At 68.4% G+C, this 23,626-nt stretch carries 28 protein-coding genes; 8 read left to right on the forward strand and 20 right to left on the reverse strand.

The annotated features are described in order from the left end of the window. Positions 1–13: 13 nt before the first annotated feature. Together ABDZ95_RS14700 and hemC are read right to left on the reverse strand one after the other, a co-directional pair. Positions 14–700, reverse strand: coding sequence for a uroporphyrinogen-III synthase (locus ABDZ95_RS14700; RefSeq protein WP_343794751.1), 687 nt, complete (start codon positions 698–700; stop codon positions 14–16). Continuing rightward, positions 697–1,647 carry a hydroxymethylbilane synthase gene (gene hemC / locus ABDZ95_RS14705; RefSeq protein WP_343794721.1) on the reverse strand — a complete coding sequence of 317 codons (951 nt, stop codon included), beginning with the start codon at positions 1,645–1,647 and terminating at the stop codon, positions 697–699. The genes ABDZ95_RS14700 and hemC overlap by 4 nt, the downstream gene beginning before the upstream one ends. Positions 1,648–1,689: 42 nt before the next feature. Between hemC and tsaD the strand changes: the two genes are divergently transcribed. The 3 genes from tsaD to ABDZ95_RS14720 are packed head-to-tail and all read left to right on the forward strand — an operon-like array spanning position 1,690 to position 4,210. Further along, complete coding sequence (gene tsaD, locus ABDZ95_RS14710; protein ID WP_425543003.1) at positions 1,690–2,814, forward strand: tRNA (adenosine(37)-N6)-threonylcarbamoyltransferase complex transferase subunit TsaD; 1,125 nt, start codon at positions 1,690–1,692, stop codon at positions 2,812–2,814. A 20-nt stretch (positions 2,815–2,834) separates the two neighbouring features. Next, positions 2,835–3,833 carry an NAD(P)H-dependent glycerol-3-phosphate dehydrogenase gene (locus ABDZ95_RS14715; protein WP_343794723.1) on the forward strand — a complete coding sequence of 333 codons (999 nt, stop codon included), beginning with the start codon at positions 2,835–2,837 and terminating at the stop codon, positions 3,831–3,833. After that, positions 3,833–4,210 carry a Rieske (2Fe-2S) protein gene (locus ABDZ95_RS14720; RefSeq protein ID WP_343794724.1) on the forward strand — a complete coding sequence of 126 codons (378 nt, stop codon included), beginning with the start codon at positions 3,833–3,835 and terminating at the stop codon, positions 4,208–4,210. Before ABDZ95_RS14715 ends, ABDZ95_RS14720 begins: the two co-directional genes overlap by 1 nt. Here the strand turns inward: ABDZ95_RS14720 and ABDZ95_RS14725 are convergent. The 4 genes from ABDZ95_RS14725 to ABDZ95_RS14740 form a co-directional block, all read right to left on the reverse strand. Next, the gene (locus ABDZ95_RS14725; protein WP_343794725.1) at positions 4,207–4,941 is read right to left on the reverse strand and encodes a class I SAM-dependent methyltransferase; all 735 of its coding nucleotides are present in this window, start codon (positions 4,939–4,941) and stop codon (positions 4,207–4,209) included. The genes ABDZ95_RS14720 and ABDZ95_RS14725 overlap by 4 nt on opposite strands. 170 nt (positions 4,942–5,111) lie before the next feature. Continuing rightward, positions 5,112–5,489 (reverse strand): DUF1801 domain-containing protein, encoded by a 378-nt coding sequence (locus tag ABDZ95_RS14730; protein WP_343794726.1) that lies wholly within the window; start codon positions 5,487–5,489, stop codon positions 5,112–5,114. Beyond that, entirely contained in the window at positions 5,486–5,896 is a 411-nt protein-coding gene (locus ABDZ95_RS14735; protein WP_343794727.1) for a DUF1801 domain-containing protein, read from the reverse strand. Before ABDZ95_RS14735 ends, ABDZ95_RS14730 begins: the two co-directional genes overlap by 4 nt. Before the next feature lie 3 nt (positions 5,897–5,899). Then, positions 5,900–7,207, reverse strand: a complete 1,308-nt coding sequence (locus tag ABDZ95_RS14740) for an amidohydrolase (protein WP_343794728.1) — start codon at positions 7,205–7,207, stop codon at positions 5,900–5,902. Here ABDZ95_RS14740 and ABDZ95_RS14745 point away from each other — a divergent pair. Both ABDZ95_RS14745 and ABDZ95_RS14750 read left to right on the forward strand, forming a co-directional pair. Further along, positions 7,206–8,594 carry an MFS transporter gene (locus ABDZ95_RS14745; protein WP_343794729.1) on the forward strand — a complete coding sequence of 463 codons (1,389 nt, stop codon included), beginning with the start codon at positions 7,206–7,208 and terminating at the stop codon, positions 8,592–8,594. The two genes, ABDZ95_RS14740 and ABDZ95_RS14745, sit on opposite strands and share 2 nt — an antisense overlap. Before the next feature lie 39 nt (positions 8,595–8,633). After that, positions 8,634–9,077, forward strand: a complete 444-nt coding sequence (locus ABDZ95_RS14750; RefSeq protein ID WP_343794730.1) for an SRPBCC domain-containing protein — start codon at positions 8,634–8,636, stop codon at positions 9,075–9,077. 3 nt (positions 9,078–9,080) lie between these two features. On the opposite strand, the gene ABDZ95_RS14755 is transcribed toward ABDZ95_RS14750, so the two are convergent. From ABDZ95_RS14755 to ABDZ95_RS14800, 10 genes are all read right to left on the reverse strand, one after another. After that, the gene (locus tag ABDZ95_RS14755; protein WP_343794731.1) at positions 9,081–10,061 is read right to left on the reverse strand and encodes a type II secretion system F family protein; all 981 of its coding nucleotides are present in this window, start codon (positions 10,059–10,061) and stop codon (positions 9,081–9,083) included. Between the two features lie 9 nt (positions 10,062–10,070). Beyond that, entirely contained in the window at positions 10,071–11,048 is a 978-nt protein-coding gene (locus ABDZ95_RS14760; RefSeq protein WP_343794732.1) for a type II secretion system F family protein, read from the reverse strand. Positions 11,049–11,053: 5 nt separating this feature from the next. Beyond that, positions 11,054–12,496 carry a TadA family conjugal transfer-associated ATPase gene (locus tag ABDZ95_RS14765; RefSeq protein ID WP_343794753.1) on the reverse strand — a complete coding sequence of 481 codons (1,443 nt, stop codon included), beginning with the start codon at positions 12,494–12,496 and terminating at the stop codon, positions 11,054–11,056. 159 nt (positions 12,497–12,655) lie between these two features. Next, positions 12,656–14,179, reverse strand: a complete 1,524-nt coding sequence (locus ABDZ95_RS14770) for a CpaE/TadZ family protein (protein ID WP_343794733.1) — start codon at positions 14,177–14,179, stop codon at positions 12,656–12,658. 3 nt (positions 14,180–14,182) lie between these two features. Then, the gene (locus ABDZ95_RS14775) at positions 14,183–14,836 is read right to left on the reverse strand and encodes a CpaD family pilus assembly protein (RefSeq protein WP_343794734.1); all 654 of its coding nucleotides are present in this window, start codon (positions 14,834–14,836) and stop codon (positions 14,183–14,185) included. 11 nt (positions 14,837–14,847) lie between these two features. Further along, entirely contained in the window at positions 14,848–16,452 is a 1,605-nt protein-coding gene (locus tag ABDZ95_RS14780) for a type II and III secretion system protein family protein (protein WP_343794735.1), read from the reverse strand. Continuing rightward, the gene (cpaB, locus tag ABDZ95_RS14785; protein ID WP_343794736.1) at positions 16,449–17,366 is read right to left on the reverse strand and encodes a Flp pilus assembly protein CpaB; all 918 of its coding nucleotides are present in this window, start codon (positions 17,364–17,366) and stop codon (positions 16,449–16,451) included. The genes ABDZ95_RS14780 and cpaB overlap by 4 nt, the downstream gene beginning before the upstream one ends. 132 nt (positions 17,367–17,498) lie before the next feature. Next, on the reverse strand, positions 17,499–18,011 hold the full coding sequence (locus ABDZ95_RS14790; protein WP_343794737.1) for an A24 family peptidase: 513 nt from the start codon (positions 18,009–18,011) through the stop codon (positions 17,499–17,501). Between the two features lie 105 nt (positions 18,012–18,116). Continuing rightward, positions 18,117–18,296, reverse strand: coding sequence for a Flp family type IVb pilin (locus ABDZ95_RS14795; protein ID WP_343794738.1), 180 nt, complete (start codon positions 18,294–18,296; stop codon positions 18,117–18,119). 213 nt (positions 18,297–18,509) lie between these two features. After that, positions 18,510–18,689 carry a Flp family type IVb pilin gene (locus ABDZ95_RS14800; RefSeq protein WP_343794738.1) on the reverse strand — a complete coding sequence of 60 codons (180 nt, stop codon included), beginning with the start codon at positions 18,687–18,689 and terminating at the stop codon, positions 18,510–18,512. Between the two features lie 283 nt (positions 18,690–18,972). Between ABDZ95_RS14800 and ABDZ95_RS14805 the strand changes: the two genes are divergently transcribed. Genes ABDZ95_RS14805 through ABDZ95_RS14815 form a run of 3 tightly spaced genes read left to right on the forward strand, consistent with a single transcriptional unit; the run spans position 18,973 to position 20,478 of the window. Further along, on the forward strand, positions 18,973–19,395 hold the full coding sequence (locus ABDZ95_RS14805; RefSeq protein ID WP_343794739.1) for a pilus assembly protein N-terminal domain-containing protein: 423 nt from the start codon (positions 18,973–18,975) through the stop codon (positions 19,393–19,395). 10 nt (positions 19,396–19,405) lie between these two features. Beyond that, a complete protein-coding gene (locus ABDZ95_RS14810) occupies positions 19,406–19,942 on the forward strand; it encodes a TadE/TadG family type IV pilus assembly protein (protein ID WP_343794740.1) in 537 nt (178 codons plus the stop codon). Next, positions 19,939–20,478, forward strand: a complete 540-nt coding sequence (locus tag ABDZ95_RS14815) for a TadE/TadG family type IV pilus assembly protein (RefSeq protein WP_343794741.1) — start codon at positions 19,939–19,941, stop codon at positions 20,476–20,478. Before ABDZ95_RS14810 ends, ABDZ95_RS14815 begins: the two co-directional genes overlap by 4 nt. On the opposite strand, the gene ABDZ95_RS14820 is transcribed toward ABDZ95_RS14815, so the two are convergent. The 4 genes from ABDZ95_RS14820 to ABDZ95_RS14835 are packed head-to-tail and all read right to left on the reverse strand — an operon-like array spanning position 20,475 to position 23,477. Then, on the reverse strand, positions 20,475–21,737 hold the full coding sequence (locus tag ABDZ95_RS14820) for an anthranilate synthase component I family protein (protein ID WP_343794742.1): 1,263 nt from the start codon (positions 21,735–21,737) through the stop codon (positions 20,475–20,477). The two genes, ABDZ95_RS14815 and ABDZ95_RS14820, sit on opposite strands and share 4 nt — an antisense overlap. Beyond that, the gene (locus ABDZ95_RS14825) at positions 21,734–22,510 is read right to left on the reverse strand and encodes a tyrosine-protein phosphatase (RefSeq protein ID WP_343794743.1); all 777 of its coding nucleotides are present in this window, start codon (positions 22,508–22,510) and stop codon (positions 21,734–21,736) included. Before ABDZ95_RS14825 ends, ABDZ95_RS14820 begins: the two co-directional genes overlap by 4 nt. 32 nt (positions 22,511–22,542) lie before the next feature. Continuing rightward, complete coding sequence (locus ABDZ95_RS14830) at positions 22,543–22,845, reverse strand: winged helix-turn-helix domain-containing protein (protein ID WP_343794744.1); 303 nt, start codon at positions 22,843–22,845, stop codon at positions 22,543–22,545. 2 nt (positions 22,846–22,847) lie between these two features. After that, positions 22,848–23,477 (reverse strand): hypothetical protein, encoded by a 630-nt coding sequence (locus ABDZ95_RS14835; protein WP_343794745.1) that lies wholly within the window; start codon positions 23,475–23,477, stop codon positions 22,848–22,850. Positions 23,478–23,626: the final 149 nt, after the last annotated feature.

Genomic DNA, 23,626 nt, shown 5'->3' on the forward strand with positions numbered 1-23,626 from the left:
CGAGGCGGGTTCTTTATACGGCGCGCGGCGGGTTGCCAAGCGTGGAGATCATCGCGTTTTCATCGGGATGGGGGGCAGTGCGGATTTCCCGCCACAGCAGGCTCCGCAAGGGCGTTGCGGCGGCCTCCGAAATCGTCACGACCACGACGTTTCGCGCCTGTTCGGTGCTCACGGCCGCAGCCAGCGCCCGCCCGCCGCGTGGCGAATGCACCAGCACCGCGTCGAACGCATCCAGCGCCGCAGCGCCGGTCTCAACAGCGGCATAGACCGGCAACAGACGCGCCTCGACCTCCGCTCCGGACAGCAATGCGACAATATCACCCGCAGGCTCCCGTGCGCCCGGGACCAGCACCACGCCCCGCGCCCTGTGCCTCAACAGGTCCGCCAGATCCCCGATCGCCCCGCCCGCCGAGGCGACCTGCCCGAACCCCGCCGCCCGCGCCGCCTCCGCCGTGCGGTCCCCGACGGCGAACACCGGCCGGTCGCGTCGATCCGTCAGGGCGGCGAAAGCCTCGACACCGTTCACGCTGGTGAAAGCGAGGGCGGCGATACCCTCCAGATCGGGCGCCGCGACCGCCAGCCGCTCGATCCGTAACAGAGACGCGACCACCGGCTCGAAGCCGAGCGCCTCCAGCCGGGCGGCGGTGCGCGTCGCGCCCGGTTCGGCGCGCGTGATCCAGATGCGGCGGATCGCCGTCAGGGCTCGAACCTCTGGTCGCCGGCGGCGTCATGCACCTCGGCCCCGATCCTCAGACCCAGCGCCCGCGCCTGTTCGAACGCGTCGCCGGCCGTCACATCGTCCAGTTCGCCCGCCCGACGCCAGCGCGCCGACCCGTCCGGCGCCAGCATCTCGGCCGTCAGCCGCAGCCGGCCCTCGACGATCTCGGCATGGGCGCCCACGGCCGTGCGGCACGAGCCCTCCAGCGCCGTCATCGCCCCGCGCTCGGCCTCGACCGCCAGCGCCGTCAGCGAATGGTTCAGCACCCCGGCCCAGCCCACGTTCGCATCGTCCGTCCGCGTTTGCAGGGCCAGAGCCCCCTGCCCCGGCGCCGGCAGGAAACCGTCCAGCGACAGCCGCTCGCGGATCACATCCTCGAACCCCAGTCGGTTCAGCCCCGACACCGCCAGCAGGATGGCGTCGAACTCGCCATCGTTCAGCCGGCGAAGGCGGGTGTCCACATTGCCGCGCAGCATCTCGATCTTCAGGTCCGGCCGCAGGGCCAGCGCCTGGGCCTGACGCCGCAGCGAGGCCGTGCCCAGCACCGCACCCATCGGAAGTTCGTCGAACTTCGCCGCCGTGTGGCTGATGAAGGCGTCGCGCGGGTCCTCCCGCTCGGGGATGGCGGCGATGCACAGCCCCTCGGGCTGTTCGGCCGGCACATCCTTCATCGAATGAACCGCCACATCGACGCGGCCGTCCAGCAGGGCCTCCTCGATCTCCTTGGTGAACAGCGCCTTGCCGCCAATTTCCAGAAGTCGACGGTCCTGCACCCGGTCGCCCGTGGTGACGATCTCGACCAACGGCACGGCGGCCTGCAGATCGGCGTCGGCGACGCCCAGAGCCCGGCCGATCGCGCGCTGCATCATGCCCGACTGGGTTAGCGCCAGTTTCGAACGGCGCGTGCCGATGCGGACGAGAGGAGACATGAGACGTTGCGCGGGTCCGGCAGGGTCGCTACCTCGACCCGAATGAGTATGGGCGCGGACTATAGCAGCGACGGCGGGCGGGCAACCGCCCCCCTCACCGTGCTCGGTCTCGAGACCAGCTGCGACGAGACCGCCGCCTCGGTCGTGCGCCTGACGCCGGACGGCGTCGCCACGGTTCTGTCCTCCATCGTGCACAGCCAGATCGACGACCACGCGGCCTATGGCGGCGTCGTGCCCGAGATCGCCGCTCGTAGCCATGTCGAGATGATCGAGGGCGTGACCCGTCGCGCGATGGACGAGGCCGGCCTCGGCTATGAGGCGCTGGACGGCGTCGCCGCCACCGCCGGACCGGGCCTGGTCGGCGGGGTCATGGTGGGCCTCAGCTTCGGCAAGGCCGTGGCCTTGGCCCGCGACCTGCCGCTGATCGCGGTCAACCATCTGGAGGGCCACGCCGTCTCCGCCCGCCTCGGCGAGCCCGTCGCCTATCCCTTCCTGCTGCTGCTGGTCTCCGGCGGTCACTGCCAGCTGCTGGAGGTCCGCGGCGTCGGCGACATGACCCGGCTGGGCACCACCATCGACGACGCGGCCGGCGAGGCCTTCGACAAGATCGCAAAGGCCATGGGCCTCGGCTACCCGGGCGGCCCGGCCCTCGAGAAACTGGCCGCCGCCGGCGACGGCGCCCGCTTCGACCTGCCCCGGGCACTGCTGGGCCGCAAGGACTGCGACTTCTCCTTCTCGGGCCTGAAGACCGCCGCCTCGCGCCTCGCCGCCACCTGCGAGACCGATCAGGACAAGGCCGACCTCGCCGACGCGGTCCAGAAGGCCATCGCCCGGCAGCTGGGCGAACGCTCGGACCGGGCGCTCAAGGATTACGCCGAGAACCACCAGCACCGGCTGTTCGTGGTGGCGGGCGGAGTAGCGGCGAACAAGACCATCCGCAGCACGCTGGAGGAGGTCGCCCGTCGCAACGGCTTCGACTTCCTCGCGCCGCCGATGGCCTATTGCACGGACAACGCCGCGATGATCGCCCTTGCAGGCGCCGAGCGGTTGCAGAAAGGTCTGGTTTCGGACATCGACGCCGCCGCGCGGCCGCGCTGGCCGCTGGACGAACACAAGGCGCTCGCCGATCCGGCCCACAAGCCGGGCCGCAAGGGCGCGAAAGCCTAGAACGGGCAGAGGGAGAACGTATGCAGTTCAAACGGGCGGGAGTGATCGGCGCCGGCGCATGGGGCACGGCCCTGGCGCAGGTCGCGGCGCGGGCGGGGCTGGACGTGGTCCTGCAGGCCCGCGAGACCGAGGTCGTCGACAGCATCAACGCCCGACGCGTGAACGAGGCCTTCCTGCCCGGCGTGACGCTCGAGGACCGCATCTCGGTCACCGGCGAACTGGCCGATCTGGCCGACTGCGACGTCATCCTCGCCGTGCCGCCGGCGCAGCACATGCGCTCGACCCTGACCGCCTTCGCCACGCACCACCGCGCCGGCGTTCCGATCATGCTGTGCTCCAAGGGCATCGAGCGCGGCACGCTCAAGCTGATGACCGACGTGCTGGCCGAAACCCTGCCCGACGCGCCCGCCGCCGTCCTGTCTGGCCCCAGCTTCGCCGGCGAGGTCGCCCGCGGCCTGCCCAGCGCTGTCACCCTGGCCTGCGCCGACGAAGCGCTGGGCGAGGAGCTGATGTGGACCCTGTCCGCGCCGGGCTTCCGCCCCTACCTCGCCACCGACCTGATCGGCGCCGAGGTCGGCGGGGCGATCAAGAACGTGCTGGCCATCGCCTGCGGCCTCAGCGAGGGCAAGGGTCTGGGCCGGAGCGCCCACGCCGCCATCATCACCCGCGGCTTCGCCGAGATGACCCGCATGGGCGTGGCCCTGGGCGGGCAGGCCGAGACCGTCGCCGGCCTGTGTGGTCTCGGCGATCTGGTCCTGACCTGCTCCAGCCCCCAGTCGCGCAATATGAGCCTCGGCCTCGCCCTCGGGCAGGGCCAGACCGTCGAACAGGCCCTCGCCGGCAAGCGGTCGGTCGCCGAGGGTTACGAAAGCGCCCCCGCCGTGCGCGAACTGGCCGCCAGGATGGGCGTCGAAATGCCGATCTCGCTGGCAGTCGCCGCCCTGCTGGCTGGCGAGACCACGGTCGAGGCCCTGATCGACAACCTCCTTTCCCGCCCGCTGCGCGCTGAACGCGACTGATGTCGGAAGCCGAAGGCACCGAACGCAAGCGGGTCTGGAAGACCCCGCCCAATGTCCCCCTGTGCGTCGAGACCGACATCGCCGATCCCGGCTCCCGGTCCTTCGTGCTGCAGATCGGCGAGGCCTTCTTCCACGGCTTCGTCGTGCGCAAGGACGGACAGGTCGCCGGCTACGTCGACCGCTGCCCGCACGCCGGCCACCCTCTGGCGCTGGAGCTGGACCGCTACCTGACGCCCGACGGGACCCTGATCCTGTGCGGCTGGCACGGGGCGGTGTTCGAGCCCCTGACCGGCCTGTGCACCGGCGGCCCCTGCGCCGGCGGCCGCCTGACGCCCTGGCCTGTTCAGGCCTCCGGCGGCATCATCAGAACGGCCTAGCGTCTTAGGAGATAAAGTCCGAAGCCGATGAACGGCCGGCCGAACTCCATGATCATCTTCACCCGGTCCGCGTTCCCGCGAACGGCCTCCGCCTCGGGCGCGTCGGGATGGGCGTCCAGCCACGCCCGCGCCGCCCCGTCCGCTCCGGCGACATAGGCATCGAACACCGCCTGCGCCGACACCTCCGACCAGACGACCTCGAACCCGGCCGCTTTCGCCGCCGCCTTCCAGCCCGCATCGTCCGTATACAGATTGACCGCCTCGGTGATCTGCCGCAGCGGCGCGGGCGATTCGGCGATCCAGACCAGATCGCCCCACAGCAGCCAGCCGCCGGGCTTCAGACGGCCCTTCAGCCAAGTCATCGCCGCCTCGGGTGTCGGCCGTCCCTCGCCGTTCACATTGGTGGTGCCGAGCGCCACGATCAGGTCCAGCGGTTCCGCTGCCCCCAGCACCTCCGCCGACGCCCCGACCTCCAGACGGACGTCCACGCCCGCCGCCGCGATCCGCTCGCGCGCCAGCTCCGCCATCACCGGATCGTACTCGATCGCCGTGACCGTCAGCCCCGCCCGCGCCATGGCGATCGCCACCCCGGCGTTCCCGGTCCCGACATCGACCGCCAATGCCCCGGCCGGCAAGCCCGCCCGCGCGATCGCCCCCTCGATCGTGGCCATTTCCACGCCGTTGCAGACGTCGAGCACCTCATAGGCGATGCGATTGTAGGTCGTGGTCATGGGGTGTTTGTCTCGCGAGGCGGGCGGAGTCGCAAGGGCGCTCGCGTCGCCCCCTCCACCATGCTTCGCATGGTCCCCCTCCCGCTACGCGGAGAGGTGAGCACAGACACTTTCACCTCTCCACGCAGTGGGGAGGTGGCGCGCCGCGGATACCCGGCGTGACGGAGGGGTCAGCCGTTCGCCGCCAGCGCTGCTCGCACCAGCGCCGTGAACGCCGCGTCGTCCACGAACTGCCCCTCGCGCAGGTCGATGGCCCGGCGTGTGCCGCCGCCGAAGCCGGCGTTGAAAAGACCGGCCGGGTCCGGCAGGGCCGCGCCTCTGGCAAAGGTCAGTTTGACATAGGCCTTGTAGACCTCGCCGGTGCACAGGATGCCGTCCTTCTCCCACGTCGGCACGCCGGACGGATTGGTCGGCTTGCGCCATTTCACCGTCTCGACGATGGCCGGGTCGGCGGCGCGGATCAGGGTGCGCAGGCGGCTCAGGGTCTCGCCGCGCCAGTCGCCCAGCGCGGCCAGTTTCGCATCGATCTCTGCCGAGACGTCGGTCACATCTTCTCTCCCGGAAGGGCGGCCGCCTGACGGATCCAGTCGGCCATCTGCGCCTCGTCCATCGGCTCATCCTCGCGGATGTGGAAATAGCGCACGGTCTTCTGTTTCGAGGTCTCCGGCGGCATCGGCTCCAGCGCCGCGCCGTTGAAGAAGGAGACCTTCAGATAGCGGTCGAAGGCGTGGACGCCGAGGAACCAGGTCCCTTCATCGATGCCGTACAGGGGCGAGTTCCACTTCACCGCCTTGCGCACGCCCGGCGCACTGGCGACGACCAGCGCGTCCAGCCGGGCCATCGCCGCGCTCTTCCAGCCCGGCACGGCCGCGATCCACGCCTTCACCGGCGCGTCGCCGAACCCCTTGGGGACCTGCGGATTGCCGCCGGACAGCAGCGTCGGCGCCTCGGCCATTGGTCAGTCCCGCTCGAGGAAGCGCAGGGCGCTGAGGACGTGGGTCTTCACGCCGAGCGGCAGGATCGACTCGTTCACGTCGAACTCGGGCGAGTGGTTCGGCGGCGCCGTCGCCGGGTCCACGCCGTCGGCCGTCCCGCCCAGATGGTAGAAGACGCCCGGCACCTCCTGCGCCAGGAAGCTGAAGTCCTCGGCCACCGTCGTCGGCGGCCTGCCCGGATTGACGTTCTCCGCCCCCGCCGCCTCGGCCAGCACCGGCGCGATCCACGCGGACAGGGCCTCGTCGTTGAAGGTGAGGGCGGCGTTCTGGTGGATGGTGAATTCGGCCGTCGCCCCGTAGGTCTCGGCGACATTGTCGATGGCTACCCGCGCCCGACGGATCAGGTCGTCGCGCTGGGCCGTGTCGAAGGTCCGCAGCGTCCCCGACATCGTCGCCTCGGCCGGGATGATGTTGTAGCGGACCCCGGCATCCACCGTGGCGATGGTGAAGACCGTCGGGGTTGTGGTCGGATCGACGGTGCGGGCGGTCAGGCTGTTGATCGTCTGGATGATCTGGGCCGAGGCCGAGATCACGTCGACGCCCTTCCACGGCCAGGCCCCGTGGGTCTGACGTCCGCTCAGGCGGATATCGACGCGGTCGGAGGCGGCCATGAAGCCGCGCGGGCGATAGAAGACGGTGCCCGCCTTGCCCGGCACGACGTGCAGGCCGAAGATCGCCTCGGGCCGCGGATCGCGCAGGGCGCCGTCGTCGATCATCAGAGCGGCGCCGCCCTTGGGCTCTCCCGGCGGCGCGCCCTCCTCGGCGGGCTGGAAGATGAAGACGATCGTGCCCTCGATCCGGTCCTTCATCCCGGCCAGCACGGTCGCCGCCCCCATCAGCATGGCGACATGGGAATCGTGGCCGCAGGCGTGGGCGACCGGTACGGTCTGGCCCATGTAGGCCCCGGTCGCGGTCGAGGCGAACGGCAGGCCCGTCGCCTCCAGCACCGGTAAGGCGTCCATGTCGGCGCGCAGGGCGACGGTCCGGCCCGGCCGCGCGCCCCTCAGGACCCCGACTACGCCCGTGCGACCCACCCCGGTGCGGACTTCCAGCCCGAGGCTGCGGAGATGGTCGGCGACGACGCCCGCCGTCCGGGTCTCGGCGAAGCCCAGCTCGGGATTGGCGTGCAGATCGCGACGCCATGCGACGACCTGCGGCGCCCCCGCCTGCACGGCAGCCTCGACATCCGCCAGCGGAACCTGGGCGGCCGCAGCGCCGGCGGAGCAGGCCAGAACGGCGACGGAGGCGGCAAGCAGGCGGCGCAGGGTCATGGCGGCGGTTTCCGGCTGTCGAAGTCCGCAGGTGACGTCACCCGGCCTCTTCGCGCAAGCCCGTCTGCGGTCTAGGGTCGCGGCCGTGAATCTCCGATCGCCCGCCTTCGCCATCCTGTTCGCCGTCAGCCTGATCGCGGCGGCCGGCAACATGGCGCTGCAGTCGGTGCTACCGAACATCGGCCGGGCGTTCGAGCTGCGCGACAGCCTGGTCTCCGGCGCCTTCGCCATCTCGGCCCTGATGTGGACGCTGGCCTCGCCCTTCTGGGCCCGGCTTTCGGACAGGCTCGGGCGCAAGAAGGTCATCATGATCGGCCTGGGCGGCTTCGTCGTCTCCATGACCGGCTTCGGTCTGGCGACCACGGCGGGGCTGGAGGGCTGGCTGGCCGTGGCGGTCGCCTTCACCCTGATGGCGCTGGGCCGGACCATCTACGGCGTCTTCGGCTCGGCCTCGCCCATCGCGGCCCAGGCCTATGTCGCCGACCGGACCACCGCCGGACAGCGGACGCAGGCCATGTCCATGCTGGCGTCCGCGCAAGGTCTGGGAACCGTCATCGGCCCAACCCTGGCTCCGCTGTTCGTCCTGCCGCTCGTCGGTCTGGCCGGCCCGATGTACGCCTTCGCCGCCATGGGCGCGGTCGTCCTGTTCGTGGTCTGGCGCAGCCTGCCCAGCGGCGACGTGGTCCGCATCCCCTCGCCCAGCGGCCGCCGCGACGACGCCGGCAAGGGGCTCTGGAAGGACCCGCGCGTCCGTGACTACCTGCTCTACGGCCTGCTGGTGACCGGAGCCCAGGCGGTCAACATCTCGGTGCTGGGCTTCCACATCATCGACGAGATGGCGGCCGTCGGCACACCGATCGACCAGACCCAGCCCTTCATCGCCCTGGCCATGTTCGCCGGCGCGGTGGCGACCCTGCTGGCCCAGTGGGGTCTGATTCCCCTGCTGAAGCTGCAGCCGCGCGACCTGATGCGATGGGGTGCCGGCCTCGCCCTGCTGGGCAATGTCATAAGCATCGCCTCGCCTGGCTACTACGGCGTGGTCATCGGCTATGCGGTCGTGTCCATGGGGGTCGGCTTCGCCCGCCCCGGCTTCACCGCCGGCTCGTCGCTATCGGTCAGCGCCCGCGAACAGGGCGCGGTGGCAGGCCTGATGATGTCGCTGGCCGGCATCAGTTTCCTCGCCCCGCCGGTCATCGGCGTTCTGCTGTACGAGTTCAGCGAAGCCGGCCCCTTTATCGGCAATGCGGTGCTGCTGGCCGGCGCTGCAGCCCTGTGTTTCCTGAGCCCGAGCCTCCGCTCCGGACCGCCGGATCTGCCGGGCCGCGACGAAACGCCGTCCCCGGAAACCCCGCCCGCGTCGCAGCCGGGGCCTGAGGGAAACCGCTAGGCCCTTTTCCCGCCGCCAAGGCCGTGCCAGATCACGGGCATGGACACCGCCCGCATCGAAAAACGCATCGGCATTCGCGCCTCCACCGACGCCATCTGGGAGGTCATTTCCAACCTGCCCGGCTGGAGCGACTGGAACCCGATCGAGAAGGACGTCGAGGGGACCATCGCCTTCGGCGGCCAGATGGGGCTGACCGAGACGATCGAGGGCCTGCCCCCCCGCAAGGTCATCGCCCGCGTCGTGGAGTGGCAGCCGTACGCCCAGCTGGTTTGGGCCGAGAATCGCGGCCTCTGGTTCCGCTCGATGCGCTATTTCGAGATCGAGCAGCTGGAGCAACCCGGCAGTTGCATCGCCGCCAACGGCATCGTCTTCAGCGGCCTGCGCGGAGAGATGTATTTCGACAAGCACCGCGCCCGTCTGCGCCACTCGGTCGATGCGATCGCCGAGGCGTGGAAAGCGGCGGCCGAGGAGCCCGAAGCCTAGGGCCTAGCCGCCCTTGGCCATCGTGTCCTGGATGTTGATGATCGCCGGCGTCAGGATGACGATGAACAGCACCGGCAGGAAGAACAGGATCATCGGCACGGTCAGCTTGGCCGGCAGGGCCGCGGCCTTCTTCTCGGCGGCCGACAGGCGCAGCTCGCGATTTTCCTTGGCCATGACGCGCAGAGCGGAGCCCAGCGGGGTGCCGTAGGTCTCGGCCTGCGTCATGGCGGTCGCCACCGACTTCACGCCCGGATGGTTGGTGCGCTTGGCCAGTCCGTCGTAGGCCATCCGGCGATCGGGCAGGTAGCTCAGTTCGGCCGACAGCAGGGTCAACTCCTCGGCCAGATCAATGGACGAGCCGCCGATCTCCTGACTGACCTTCTGGATCGCCGCCTCGATCGACATCCCCGCCTCGACACAGATCAGCAGAAGGTCGAGCGCATCCGGGAACGCCTGCATGATCGACGTGCGTCGCTTGGCGATCCGGTTCGCGAGGAAGATGTTCGGCGCATAGAAGCCGGCGACCGCGGCGACCATGCAGGCGGTGATGCGGATCATCACCGGCAGGCCGAAATCGTTGAAGAGGAACAGGTAGAAGACGGCGATGACCAGGAACAGGAAGGGCATCGAGAAGCGGAAGAAGTAGAAGGTCGTCAGCGGCTTCGGCCCGCGATAGCCCGCCTGCGCCATCTGCTCGACGACCTTCGGGTCCTCCAGCAGCTTGGTCAGGTTCAGGCGCTCGACCACGCGCTTCTTGAAGCCTTCATCCGAGTGGCGCAGCGCACCCCCCTGACTGGCGATGTTCTGGCGCGACCGGCGCTTCAGCTCCTCGCGCCGAACCGCCACCGCCTTCATGCGGCTCTCGAGGCCTGCACCCTTTCCGATCGAACCCAGCAGGGTCACCAGGGTGGCGAAGACGAGCAGGCCCACCACCACGCTCAGCAGGGTCGCCGGGTCGGTGAACAGGGAGACGAGGGCCGACATGTCTGGGCCTCAGAACTTGAAGGAGATCATTTTTTTCATCACGAACGCGCCGAAGGCCATCATGACGACTGCGACCAGCAACATGAACTGACCGCGCGGATCGGTGAACAGCTTGGCCATGTAGGCCGGGCTGGTGAAGCTGACGAGGATCATCACCACCGGCGGCAGGGAGCCGATGATGCCCGCCGAGGCGGTCGCTTCCGACGACAGCGCCTTGATCTTCTCGCCCATCAGTTTTCTGGACCGCAGCACGGTAGACAGGTTCGCGAGCGCCTCGGCCAGGTTGCCGCCGGTCTTCTGCTGAATGCCGATGACGATGGCGAAGAACTTCAGCTCCGGCGTCGGCATGCGCTCGTACATCTTGTCGAGCGCCTGCTGGAGGGTCAGGCCGACGCCCAGCCCCTCGACCAGCTTCTGGAACTCCGGCCCGAGCGGAGCCGGGCTCTCACGAGCGATGATCTTGAAGCAATCGTGGACCGGCAGGCCGGACTTGATGCCGCGCACGATGACGTCGACCGCGTCGGCGAAATTGCTGGAGAACTTCTTGCGCCGCCCGGCGCCTAGGAAGCCGACGACCCAGCGCGGCAGGCCAAGCCCGAACACCACGCCGATCCCGAGGCAGATGAAGATGTTCAGCCCGAAAAGCAACGGGAGCAGGAAGGCGAAGACGCCCAGGACCGCGCTGATGATCCAGAACGTCTGGACGGTCGTGGCGAGACCCGCCTGCTTCAACTTGGCGGCGGTGCTGACGCGCGCCTTGCGTTCGGCGCGCTCCGCCTCCTGCAGCTGCGTCAGTATCTGCTTGCGGCGAGCCTCCGGCGTGTTCGCCGCAGCCGCCTTGCGCGCCGCCGCCGCGTTCTGCTTCGGACCGCCAAAGCCCTGCGCGCGCTTCAGCGCCTGATCGCTGGAATCGCCGCCGCCGACGAAGGCCCAGCCCAGTCCGCCGATGGTGATGAAGGCCAGAACCGCCGCGAGGATCGGAAGCATGTCCATCACTCCGCCGCGTCGAGGGCTTCGGCCAGTTCACGCTCCAGACCGTAGTAACGGGCGCGATCCCAGAAGCGGGGGCGGGCGATGCCGGTTGAGCGATGGCGGCCGACGATCTTGCCGTTCTCGTCCTCGCCGGTGATCTCGTAGACGAACAGATCCTGGGTGACGATCACGTCGCCTTCCAGACCCACCACTTCGGTGATGTGGGTGATGCGGCGCGAGCCGTCGCGCAGACGCGCGGCCTGAACGATCACATCGACCGAGCCGACGATCATTTCGCGGATCGTCTTGGACGGCAGGCCGTAGCCGCCCATGGTGATCATGGACTCCATACGGCTGATGGCTTCGCGCGGGCTGTTGGCGTGCAGCGTGCCCATCGAACCGTCGTGGCCGGTGTTCATCGCCTGCAGCAGGTCGAACGCCTCTGGCCCACGCACCTCGCCGACGATGATCCGCTCCGGACGCATCCGCAGACAGTTCTTCACCAGATCACGCATGGTGATCATGCCCTGCCCCTCGAGGTTGGGCGGGCGGGTTTCCAGGCGCACCACGTGCGGCTGTTGCAACTGCAGCTCCGCCGCGTCCTCGCAGGTGATGACGCGCTCGGTCGGGTCGATGAAGGCGGTCAGGGTGTTCAGCAGGGTCGTCTTTCCCGAACCCGTGCCGCCCGAGATGACGAGGTTGCATCGCGAGGCGCCGATGACGCCGAGTACGCGCGCTCCCTCGGGACTGATGGAGGCGAACTCCACCAGGTTCTTCATCGTCAGCTTGTCCTTCTTGAACTTCCGGATCGTCAGCGTCGGGCCGTCGATCGCCAGTGGCGGGGCGATGACATTGACGCGCGAGCCGTCCGGCAGACGGGCGTCGCAGATCGGGGAGCTCTCGTCCACGCGGCGGCCGACCTGCGACACGATCCGCTGGCAGATGTTCATCAGCTGGGTGTTGTCGCGGAAGCGGACGTTGGTCAGCTGCACCTTGCCGCCGACCTCGATGAACACCCGGCCGGCGCCGTTGACCATGATGTCGGCGATGTCGTCCCGGGCCAGCAGCGGCTCCAGCGGGCCATAGCCCAGGACGTCGTTGACGATGTCCTGGACCAGGTGCTCCTGCTCGGCCACCGACATCGAGACGTTCTTGATCGCCACCAGTTCGGCGACGATGTCCCGGATTTCCTCGGCGGCGGCCTTGGGATCGAGCTGGGCCAGCTGGGCCAGATCGATTGTATTCATCAGCGCGTTGAAGATCGTGGTCTTCGTGGCGTGATAGTAGTCGCTCTGCTCCCGGACGATCTCCGCGACCGCCTGGGCCTTCTTCAACTGCTCGAAGCCCGGAGTCGCCTTCGGACCGGGCCCGGCGGCCTTGGGCGCGGGCGCCGGCGGCTTGGGACGGGAGGCCAGCGCGTCGAGTCGGTCAGCGCCTGCCGGAGCCGGCGACGGAGCATCCATGACATCGACGTCGCTGCCGAAGGCAAAAGCCTGGGTCTGCGTGCCCTGCTGAGGCTGGCCGCCCTGCGGGAAGGCTTCAGGTGCAGGTGCGGGCGCCGCCGCCGGACGCGGAGCGGGCGATGTATTTCCGGGCTGACCTGTGCGCTTGCCGAACACCCGTCAGGACTTCTTCTTGAACAGGCCCGAGAGCATCGATTTGGCCGCAGGTTTAGACGCCTTGGCGCCCGGCAGCATCGGAATCTCGCGGTGCGACACGATCTGGGCCAGCGTCTGGAAGGCCTCGGCCGCCTTCGACTTGGCGCCGGAGTCCAGGATCATCTGACCGTTGTTGGCCGCCGCCCCAAAGGTCTTGGCGTCGAACGGGATCATCAGGCTGGGGTGGACGCCGAGAGCGTTGCCGAACTCCTTGGCCGGGATTTCCGGGCGGCCGGGCACGCCGACCTGATTGAGGACCAGACGCGGCGGGGCATCGTTCGGACGGCCCTGCTTGATCAGGTCGATCATGTTCTTGGCGTTGCGCAGCGAGGCCAGATCCGGCGTCGCGACGATCACGACCTCGTCCGCCGAAATCAGGGTGCGACGCATCCAGCCCGACCACAGGTGCGGCAGGTCCAGCACTACGAACGGGGCCGTCGAGCGAATCCGGGTGGTGACCTCCTCGAAGGCGTCCGGGGTGATGTCCCAGTCGGTGTCGAGCGTCGCCGGTGCGGCGAACAGACTCAGCTTGTCCGTGCAGCGGACCATCATCCGGTCCAGCAGGGTGGCGTCCAGACGATCCGGCTGGCTCAGGGCGTCTGCGACGCCGCTAAGCGGATCCTGATTGAAGTCGAGGCCCGCGGTGCCGAAGGGCAGATCGTAATCGACGATGACCGTGTTGGCGCCGACCCGTTCGCTCATCGCGTAAGCGGTGTTGTGGGCGATCGAGCTGGAGCCCGAGCCGCCCCGCGCGCCGACGAAGGCGATCGAACGGCCGACGAAGGGCTGGGCGGGGTCGGCGAACAGGCCGCCGATGGCCGAGATCAGTTGCAGCGGTTGAACCGGCGCGACCAGATACTCGCTGACGCCGCGGCGCATCAGCTCTCGGAACAGCAGGATGTCGTTGGTAGCGCCAACGACGACAACCTTGGTGCCGGCGTCGCAGACCTCGGCCAGTTGGTCGACTTCCCACAGCAACGTCTGCGGGTCTTTCATGCACTCGACAATGATCAGCGGCGGCGTCGGCTCATGCTGATAGGCCTCGACGGCCGCCGCGACGCCGCCGACGCGGATCTGGGTCGTGGCGCGAGCGAGGCGACGATCCTGGCCGGCGCGTTCCGCCGACGCCAGCGTGTCCTGACGCTCGGCGAAGACGTGAATGGCGATGCGCGGGATCGAGACCTCGGCTGCGTGCCCGCTCAGCGCCGGCGGCGCAAAGGCCGCTGCGGCGCCGGCGACCAGTTCGCCAACGGGATTGAAGGCGTCCCCGCCCTCGCTGAAGGTCGGGCTCTCCGGGAGCGTCGGCACAGCCGGCGTTGGCGCCGCCGGCGCCATGAACTGGAGAGGCTCGCGTTGGTCGGCGGTCGGCTCGCCTCCGGCGGACGCGTCAGAAGCCGCCATGGAGCCGGGCTGGGCGGCATAACCCATGTCGAGATCGAACTCGTCCTCGAAGTCCTCAAAGGGACGAGGGGCGAATGCGTTGCTCATGTTCTATTCCACCGCCCGGGCGATCTGGCCCCGAACGAGTTCTTCCTGCGGGGTCGAAGTGGCTTCGCCCGCGCGATAGTTGGCGAACACGACGGCCGAGCGGCCGGAATCCACCGGCGTCATGCCGCGCGCATGCTGGATGTCGCGGGGATTGTCGATCTGCGCCGCCATGTTTGATGTCACTGCGCAACCAAAGCCCAGTGAACTCTGGTTCGAATAGCGCGCGCGCATCGATCGGGGCTCTCGCGAGCAATCCGTGATCGCAGCCCTGACCGTCTCGAAGCCCGCCAGGATCGGTGCGCGAGGATCCGGCGCAGTGTACGACGCCATCTGGATCTGCTCGGCCGGAATGCCGTGCGCCGTGAGTTGCGCCCGGATCGCCCATGCCAGCTCGATCGCCTTGGGGTCGCCTTCGGCCGGGGCCTCCACCTTCAGCGGACCCTCGCCGGCTCGCGCATAGCGATCGACCAGGTCACGCAATGCGGCTGACTGGGTCGACGACATGCCGGTGTCGTGGACAGCAAGAGCGATGCGATCGAGGCCCGGCTCAACTTGCAGGGAGTATCGCGCCAGCGGCGTCACGGGTGGCGGATGCCCCGGCGTGCCGCAGGCCGCAACAGCCAGGAGAGCAGGAACGAGAAGGATGAGTGCGCGCATGGATTCAGACCTCACTCGATCACGTAGCCAACCGGGCCGGTCCAGGCGCCTGCGCCGTTTCCGGTCGGCGTGTAGTGCTGGTTCAACTGGCCAAACAGGATGGTCTGGGCGTCGCTGGCGATCTGCAAACCATCCGCCGGCGTCTGCAGCGTCCCGGCCGAGACCGGCGACACGATGAAGGCCTCGATGATGATCACCAGCTCCGTCTCACCGGACAGGTAGTCCCGAGACCGGAACAGCGATCCCAGAACGGGCAGGTCGCCGATTCCGGGGAGTGAGTCGATATTCTGGCGCGAGTCTTCCCGCAGCAGACCCGCGATCATCATCGAACCGCCCGAAGGCAGCTCGACAGTGCTGGAAGCCCGCCGGACGTTCAGCGCGGGAATAACCAAGGCGTCCCCGTCACCACCGCCGAGGGTGAACGCCCCCGTTGTGGTCAGTTCGGAGACCTCGGTGGACAGCTGCAACGAGATGCGGCCCTGCGACAGAACAATCGGTCGGAATGCCAGGCGGACGCCGAACGGTTTGAACTCGATGCCGATCGTGACCTGACCGGTGGTCGGGTCAACGTTACGTCCCACCGGAACCGGGAACTCGCCCCCGGCGAGGAACTCCGCGTTCTCGCCATTCACGGAGGTCAGGTTGGGCTCGGCAAGCGTGCGGACGAGACCGACCCGCTCGAACGCCTGCAGGCAGGCCTCCGCGTTGGTGCCCGTGATGGTCTGGAACGCGCTGGAGACGACGTTGGAGATCACGTTGCTGACGAGACCGCCCGCGGTGTCCGTGACCGTGTTCCGGATGAAGTTCGGATCCAGACCTGTCTGGCTCTGGTTGACGATCGTGGTCGTGGAACCGTCCTGATTGGTGATCGTCCGGGTGACCGAGTCGTTGTAGTTGGTCGTCCGGGCGCCGCGTTCGCGCACGCACGCCCCGCCGCCGCCCATCAGGGAGCCGTTTACGCCGAAGCTGTTGCTGCGACCGAAGCCGTAGGACTGCGTGCCCTGGTTGACGATGTAGTCGGTGGACAAGCCAAGTTGCTTGATGGCGCTGCGCTGAACCTCGACCACACGCGCCTTGACCATCACCTGGTCAGAACCCGCGATCGTCATCATGTTGATGACTTTCTCGGGCGCCGATACGAATGCCCGCGCGACCTGGCTGGCCCGATCAGCCTCGCCCGGGCTCAGGACCGTTCCGGTCAGGATGATGCTGTCGTTGACGGCTTCGGCGTTAACCTGGCTGCCGGGCAGCACCCGGGCCAGAGTGTCCTGCAACGCGGAGACGCCTGCATCGACCCGAACGCGCAGCGAAAGGATCGTCCGTCCGGCGCTATCGAGCACGACGGCATCCGTTTCGCCAGGCGTCAGGCCGATGATCGAGATACGACGCGGCGAGTGCAGCATGGCCTCGGCGACGACCGGATTGGGCACGATCACGTCGCGCGCATCCGCCGGCAGATCGACCGACATCGAGGATCCACGGGGCAGGCTGATCAGGCGCGCCTGTGAGGCAGCCGATATGGTCGGGCGGCTCTGGGGGCCGGAGGCGGCGTGCGCAACCGATGCGCCGGAGGCCACTATCAGGCTTGCGAGGGCGACGACGGCGAGGTGTTTCATTGCGTGACCACCACTTCGGGAGCACCGCCGCGGTAGATGCGGACGGCAGCAGCCTGACGCACCGGTGCAGCGACGCGGCCGGACGGACCGCCGGTGTCGGCGTAGGACCTCAGGATCAGGCTCAGTTCGCCCTCGGACTTGGCGAGGGCGAGCGCCTCGGCATCGCGGGGACTGACTTCCAGCGTCGCCGTCGCGCCGATCACCGCCTGCTCCTCGTCGCCGGCGCGCGTCGACTGGTCGATAGCCAGAACCTTGATGTTCTGCATGACGGTGGCGGAGCTGAACTTGGCGCGATCGCTCTCGGCGGCGCCTGCATTGGTCAGGGTTGTTTCGCGGGTCAGGACCACATCGACCCGGTCACCCGGCAGGATGAACCCGCCCGCGGCCGTCTCGACGGTGACGCGGATAGCCATCGCCCGCATGCCGGGCTCCAGATAAGCGGCCATGTAGCCGCTGTCGCCGGCCCGCACGATCTTGCGCGAAACGATCGGTTCGCCGGCGAGGATCGGCTCACGGACGACCGAGCCGACGTAGTCGGCCTTGGCGCCGCCGTTTGCGAGATTGGTCGCGGCGCGAGCCACGGTAGCGACCGCGCCGGCCGGCTTGTCGGCCTCTGCTTGAGCGGCGGCCGGGGCGGCGCCGGCGATTGGCACGGATCCGTCAGTGATAAATGCAGGGTTCACCTCATCAACCGGCCAATCCTTCCACTCGAGGTCCGCCTCGGTCAGGCGCTGGCCGGGCTGCAGATCCTTCGCGGCGACCAGAACCTTGGCCATCGGCTCAGCCTCGACCGGTGCGGCGGTGGCCACCGCGACAGGTTCACGCGACGGCGACCCCATGGCTCGCACCACAAGCGCCAGGCCGATCGCCGCCACGGCGGCGACACAGATCACGATGATACGAGCAGGCTTCATCTGCAGTCTCCGGCAGGGCCGTCTGGACGCGTGACTCGGTCCTTCGGCCCCCTACCGTTAACGAACATGCCGTGAGCGGGTTAACGCCGACCTAAATGCAAAACCGCATGCACGACCGCATCGAAAGACGGGTCAGCCGGCGATGAACATGGCCATCAGTGGAGAGGCCGGATAGGCCATCAGGGCGCCGGCGGCGATCGCCACGCCGTATGGGATGTCGCCCTTGGGCTCCATCAGGGTGACCAGCCACCCTGGGGCGCCGGCCAGATAGGGGCGCGAATGGAAGCGGGCGAAGATCAGGGCCAGGCAGAACAACCCTCCCACCAGGCCTGTCCAGAGCAGGAACATGCCCGACCCCTCCAGACCCAACCAGAGACACGCGGCGGCCATCAGCTTGGCGTCACCGCCTCCGAGCCAACGGAGGGCGAACATCCCGGCGCCCACCAGCAGAGCCACGATGGCGATGCCAAGATGGATCGCCATCTGCACGGGTGGTAGTCCCACGGCAAGCGCAGCAGGCAGGAAGAAGATCACCAGCAACCCGGAGATCCAGTTGGGGATCTTCATCGATGTCAGGTCCTTCAGGCCGGCGACAATGACCAGGGCCGGAAGAACGCCGAGCAGGGCGAGGGCTAGAATGTCCATGGCCCCAGCCTGAAGCAATGCGGTTAAAACCGCGTTGCCTGAACAAGGCAAAGGGCCGGAGCATCTCTGCCCCGGCCCTCGCTCATTACGGGTTGTCCGTAGCGCTTATGCGCCCGCGGTGCCGCCCATGCCGGTCACAACGGCGTTGAACTTGGTCTTGATGGTCGTGCCCAGAGCGGTCACGGCCGTGATGATCACGACGGCGATCAGAGCAGCGATCAGGCCGTACTCGATGGCGGTGGCGCCCGACTCGTCGGACATGAATTTCGAAACGAACTTGGTCATCCGGGTTGCTCCCATTTGGATCTGGAGATCTTGCACTCGGGGATCCGGTTGCCCGTCGCCCCCCTGAACGTCACGACTTTCGCATCGGCGGGTTAAGGCCTCGCGTAGGAAGATGCTTTCCGGGACGTTTACTTCGTCGATCTGCCGGAACGCAGAAGGGCCGGGGCGTTTCCGCCCCGGCCCTCCGCAGTTTCAAGACGTTTTCGTCGGGCCTTAGGCGCCGGCGGTGCCGCCCATGCCGGTCACAACGGCGTTGAACTTGGTCTTGATGGTCGTGCCCAGGGCGGTCACGGCCGTAATGATGACCACGGCGATCAGAGCGGCGATCAGGCCGTACTCGATGGCGGTGGCGCCCGACTCGTCGGACATGAACTTCGAAACGAACTTGGTCATGATGTCTTTCCTCAGGATGGGTTTAGCGAGCTACTCAGAGGGGGGAGCCGGCAGCCCGCTTGACCCCCAAAACGCAGGATGGTTATCGCCCGAGGCGGTTAAATTCTGGTCTTCGGGGTTGGTTACTTCCGCGTTTACTGAGAATTTGACCGGTAAATCGAACTAAAGTTAGTGGTTTTCGGCCCGTTTCAGGGTCAGTTTTCTCCATTTCAGACTTTCTTGAGGATTGTAACGGCACTGTCGCGCTCTCTTACGCGCGCGCCCGTTCAAGAAAGTCCCCGTGATGGCCCAGCCTGTCCGTCTCATCGCAGCTCTCGGCCTTGCCGCCTGCGCAATGGCGGCGCCCATGATCGTCGCGGCGCAGTCGGCCAGCCTGAACATCGAGATCGATCAGGCCCGCCGCGTGCAACTTCGCGGGCAGGCCGCGTCAGTCATCGTCGGCAATCCGCAGATCGCGGATGTAACTGTTGTCGACGCCGGCACCCTCTACATCACCGGCAAGGGATACGGCGTCACCGATATCGTCGCGGTGGATTCGATCGGACGCACCGTCTTTCAGAGCCAGGTGGTCGTGACGGCAGGTGACGGCGCCGGCCGCGTCCGGGTCTGGCGTGGAGCGACCGCCACCGAGATGGCCTGCGCCAGCTCGTGCTCGCCTTCGGTCCGCGGCACCAGCGGACCCGAGTCCGCCGCGCGCGACGAATAGGCCCGGAGCCGTGCGTTTCGGAGGCGTCTCACGAACCGCATTTCGCGCAAGGTCGCGAACGGCCCGTGAGGGCTCGGCAGCGGTCGAGTTCGCGATGGTGGCCCTGCCCTTCTGCCTGATGATGTTCGCCATCCTCGAGCTCGGTCTGGTGTTCGTCACAGATTCCGTTCTGACCAATGCGACCATGGAGACCGGCCGTCTGGTCCGCACCGGCCAGGCGAGCGCCCAAGGCATGACGGCCGCGACCTTCAAATCCTCGCTGTGCAGCCGCATGAGCGTCTTTGCTTCGGACTGTTCGGGACGCGCCACGGTCGATGTTCGCGTCATTCCCCAGTTCAACACGACGCCGCCCGATCCGATGAGCGGCGGCACGTTCAACGAGGGCAGCCTCACATATTCGAACGGCAACCCGGGCGATCTGGTGTTGGTGCGGGTCTGGTATCGCCTGCCGCTGATCACGACATTCATGTCCCAAGGGCTGTCGCGTCTGAACGACGGCACCATACGCATGCAGGCGACCACCGCATTCCGGAATGAACCGGCATGATGATGAAGCTCAACAGCTTCCGCCGCCTCGCCGGCGATGAGCGCGGCGTCTCCGCGGTCGAGTTCGCCCTGCTGGCTCCGGTTCTGGTCGCCATCTACATGGGCCTGTCGGAGTTCTGTCAGGGCTACATGGCCCAGAAGCGGATGGGACACGTCACCTCGATGGTCGCCGACCTGGTGGCGCAGGAGGAGACCGTCAGCCGGTCCAATCTGGATGACATCTTCATGATCAGCGGACTGATCATGAAGCCTTTCCCGACGACGCCGCTGCAGCAGCGGATCAGTGGGGTGACCATGACCGGCGGGGTGGCTCGCGTGGCGTGGAGCCGGGGCAAGGGCGTGGCGGCTAGGACGGTCAACTCGACCGTGACCGTGCCCGCGGGCATCCTCGAGAACGGCCAGAGCGTGGTCATGTCCGAGGCGACCTATGACTACGACTCGCCGGCCGATTATCTGATGCCGGCGATTACGCGCTTCTCGCACACCTACTATCTGCGCCCCCGAACGGTCGACGCGATCACCTGCTCGAACTGCTAGCCCAATAGCGCCTCCCGGAGTGCGCGGATCTTGGCGTCGGTTTCGGCCAGTTCGGAGGCCGGATCGCTGTCGGCGACGATGCCGGCGCCGGCGAGGGTGCGGAAGCGCCAGACCTCCCCGTCCCTCTCGAACGCCGCGGTGCGGATCAGGACCGAGGCGGTCAGGCGACCGTCGGCGATGTGAAACAGGCTGCCGCACCAGGGCCCGCGCGGCGGCTCGTGGACGGCGATGACCTTCATGGCCTGATGCTTGGGCGCACCGGTGATGGAGCCGGGCGGGAAGGTCTCCTCCAGCAGGTCGGCCGCGCCGATGTCGGGCCGGGCGCGGGCCACGACGGTGGAGACGAGGTGGTGCACCGTCGGCAGGGGCTCGACCTCGAACAGGCGCTCAACCACGACCGAACCGGTCACGGCGGCGCGAGCCAGATCGTTGCGCATCAGGTCGACGATCATCAGGTTTTCCGCCCGGTCCTTGGCGCTGGCCTGAAGGTCGGCGGCGAGGGCGGCGTCGCGGACAGGGTCCGGATCGCGTGGCCGGGTCCCCTTGATCGGCCGGGTCTCGATCCGGCCCGACAGGGCGTCGAAGGTCAGGAAGAGCTCGGGCGAGTTGGAGACGATGGCGCGGTCGCCGATGCGCCAGAAGGCGCCGTAGGCTGAAGCCCGGCCGGCGAGGCGCAGCATGACGTCGAAGGGATCGGCTCCGGCCTTCAGTTCGCCGGTCCAGGCGCGGGCGATGTTGGCCTGGAAGAGTTCGCCCGAGGCGATGCGGGCGACGACGTCGGCGACGGCGGCCTCGTAGGCGGCGCCCGGCGCTTCGGGCATGAAGGCTGACGCGGGCGGATCGGGCAGGCCGGGCTCGACGGCAAGGTCGAGCCAGCCGGCGGCGATGGCCGGATCGACGCCCCGGCCGATGGCCAGCACCTCGCGCGCCTCATGGTCGAAGGCGAGCATTGACGGATAGCGGGCGAGGATCAGGTCGGGCCAGACCGGCTCTCGCGGGCCGGTGGCCGGGCGGGCGCCGGCGTCATAGGCGAGGAGGCCGACCACCCCGTCGGCGAAGTCCGGATCGCGCAGCCGGTCCAGCGCGCCTTCGACCGGCTCGACCACGACGCGGTCGGGGTCGGCGGCGACGAAGGACCAGCGACCCAGCGGCCCGCCGTCCGACAGCAGGGCCAGCGCGCCGTCGCGGTCCCGCAGGCCGGCGGCGACGGCGAGGGGCTCGCGCCAGGGCAGTCGCCGGGTGGCGGGCGCGGGGCTCACGCGGAGAGGCGCTCGCCGATGCGGTCGCGCAGGGCGGCGTCCACGCCCAGCGCCTGCTCAAGATAGGCGTCGATGGAGCCATGGCGCTCGCGAATGCCGACGAAGGCGGTCTCGAGATAAACGGGCTCGACGCCGAGGAAGGCGACGACGGCGTCGTGGGAGGCCTCGCGGCCGGTCATCTGCTGAAGCTGGCGGGCGACCTTGGGGGCCATCCGCTCCAGATCGACGGCGGTGTTGGTCAGCAGGTAGTCGGCGATCATGTCGTCGTGATGGACGCCCAGAAGGTGGTGGGTCAGGGCGGCCAGGGTCCCGGTGCGGTCCTTGCCGGCCGCGCAGTGGATCAGGACCGCACCGTCGGTCTCGCCCAGGGCCCGGAAGTAGCGGGAGAACAGGTCGAGGTGGGCCGGCTCGTAGGGCAGGTTGCGATAGACGCCGGTCATGAACGTCCGGCCCGCATCGACGGTCAGGTCAGAGGTCTTCAGGAAGGTGATGTGGGGCGCCTCGCCGTCCTCGCCCAGATCGCTTTCGAGGATCTGTCCGGCCCAACCGAGGGAGCGGCGCGAAGGCTGGTCGCGGCGCTCGCCGGGGCGGCGCAGGTCGACGATGGCGCCGATGTTCAACTCCGCCAGCTTCGCCAGATCCGCCTCGGTGGCGCGGGCCTGGTGGGCGGAGCGGAACAGGCGGCCGCGGGCGATCTGTCGGATGCCCGCGGCGTAGTCGCCGTAGTCCCGGAAATTGTCGAGCGCCTCGAAGCGATGGATGCGGTCCGTCATGCCCACCGCTGTAGCCGCTCGACCGCTTTCCGTCACGCGCTCCTCACCAGCCCCTGCATGGCGTCGAGGTAGGCGATGAAGGCCTTGCGCCCGGCCGGGGTCATGGACGCCTCGGTCAGGGGCTTGCGGCCCTCGAACCGTTTGGTGACCGCGACGAAGCCGGCGTCCTCGAGCTTGCGCAGATGGACGGACAGATTGCCGTCGGTGGTCTGCAGCCGGGCCTTCAGGGTGTTGAAGTCGGCGCTCTCTACGCCCGAGAGGGCGGCCATGATGCCCAGCCGGACCCGGCCGTGGATGACCTCGTCGATCCGGTTGATGTCGAAATCGTCGGCCATGCTCAGCCTGCCCGGCCGGCGCGGCGCATGAAGGTGTAGCCGGGCAAGGCCATCAGGGCGATCAGGGCCGCGGCGTAGCCGATGTATTGATCCGGCGAGCCGGCCAGCAGGGCCAGCACGGGCGCGGCGATGAAGCTGGCGATGGAGAGGCCCCACATGGTGCGGTCGCGGTGCATGGCGCCGCTGACGGCCCAGCCGACGCCGTAGAAGACCATGATGACCGACGGCGCCAGCGTCAGCAGGACCAGGGCCGTCTGCTCGTCGGCGCGGTAGCCGATGATGGCCAGCGAGGCGAACAGGGCGAAGATGCCCCAGCCCAGCGCGGACCAGGCGGTGCCGCTGGCCCGGTTGCCGGCGGTGCGGGAGCCGGCGCTGCGCTTCATCCGGGCGATCGAGGTGAACAGGCCGATGAAGAAGACGCCGGTCGCGGCGAACCAGACGATGTTCACCCACTGCTCGAAGCCGGCCATGCGGCCGGTGGCGCCGAGCCAGTGGACGATGCTGGCGACGCCGTAGCTGAGGCCGGCGATCATCAGGATGGACCCGCCCTGCATCGGCGCCTGCGCGCCCTCCTCGGCGAGGCGGCGCATCCAGGCGATGTCGGCGGGGGCGTTGTCGGTGTCGTGGGTCATGGGTTTCCTCCCTGTGTTGGGAGCGTCATCGCACAAGTACTTTGTGTTGTAAAGTACTCTGTCAGAGATAGGCTCGCGGATGGGAAGGCGGCGGGGCGTCCGGGCCTCGCCCGGAGCAGATGGAAAATACCGTTTCGACGAAGCTGAAC

Origin of the sequence: Brevundimonas kwangchunensis (assembly GCF_039523815.1) — a bacterium.
GTDB lineage: Bacteria > Pseudomonadota > Alphaproteobacteria > Caulobacterales > Caulobacteraceae > Brevundimonas > Brevundimonas kwangchunensis.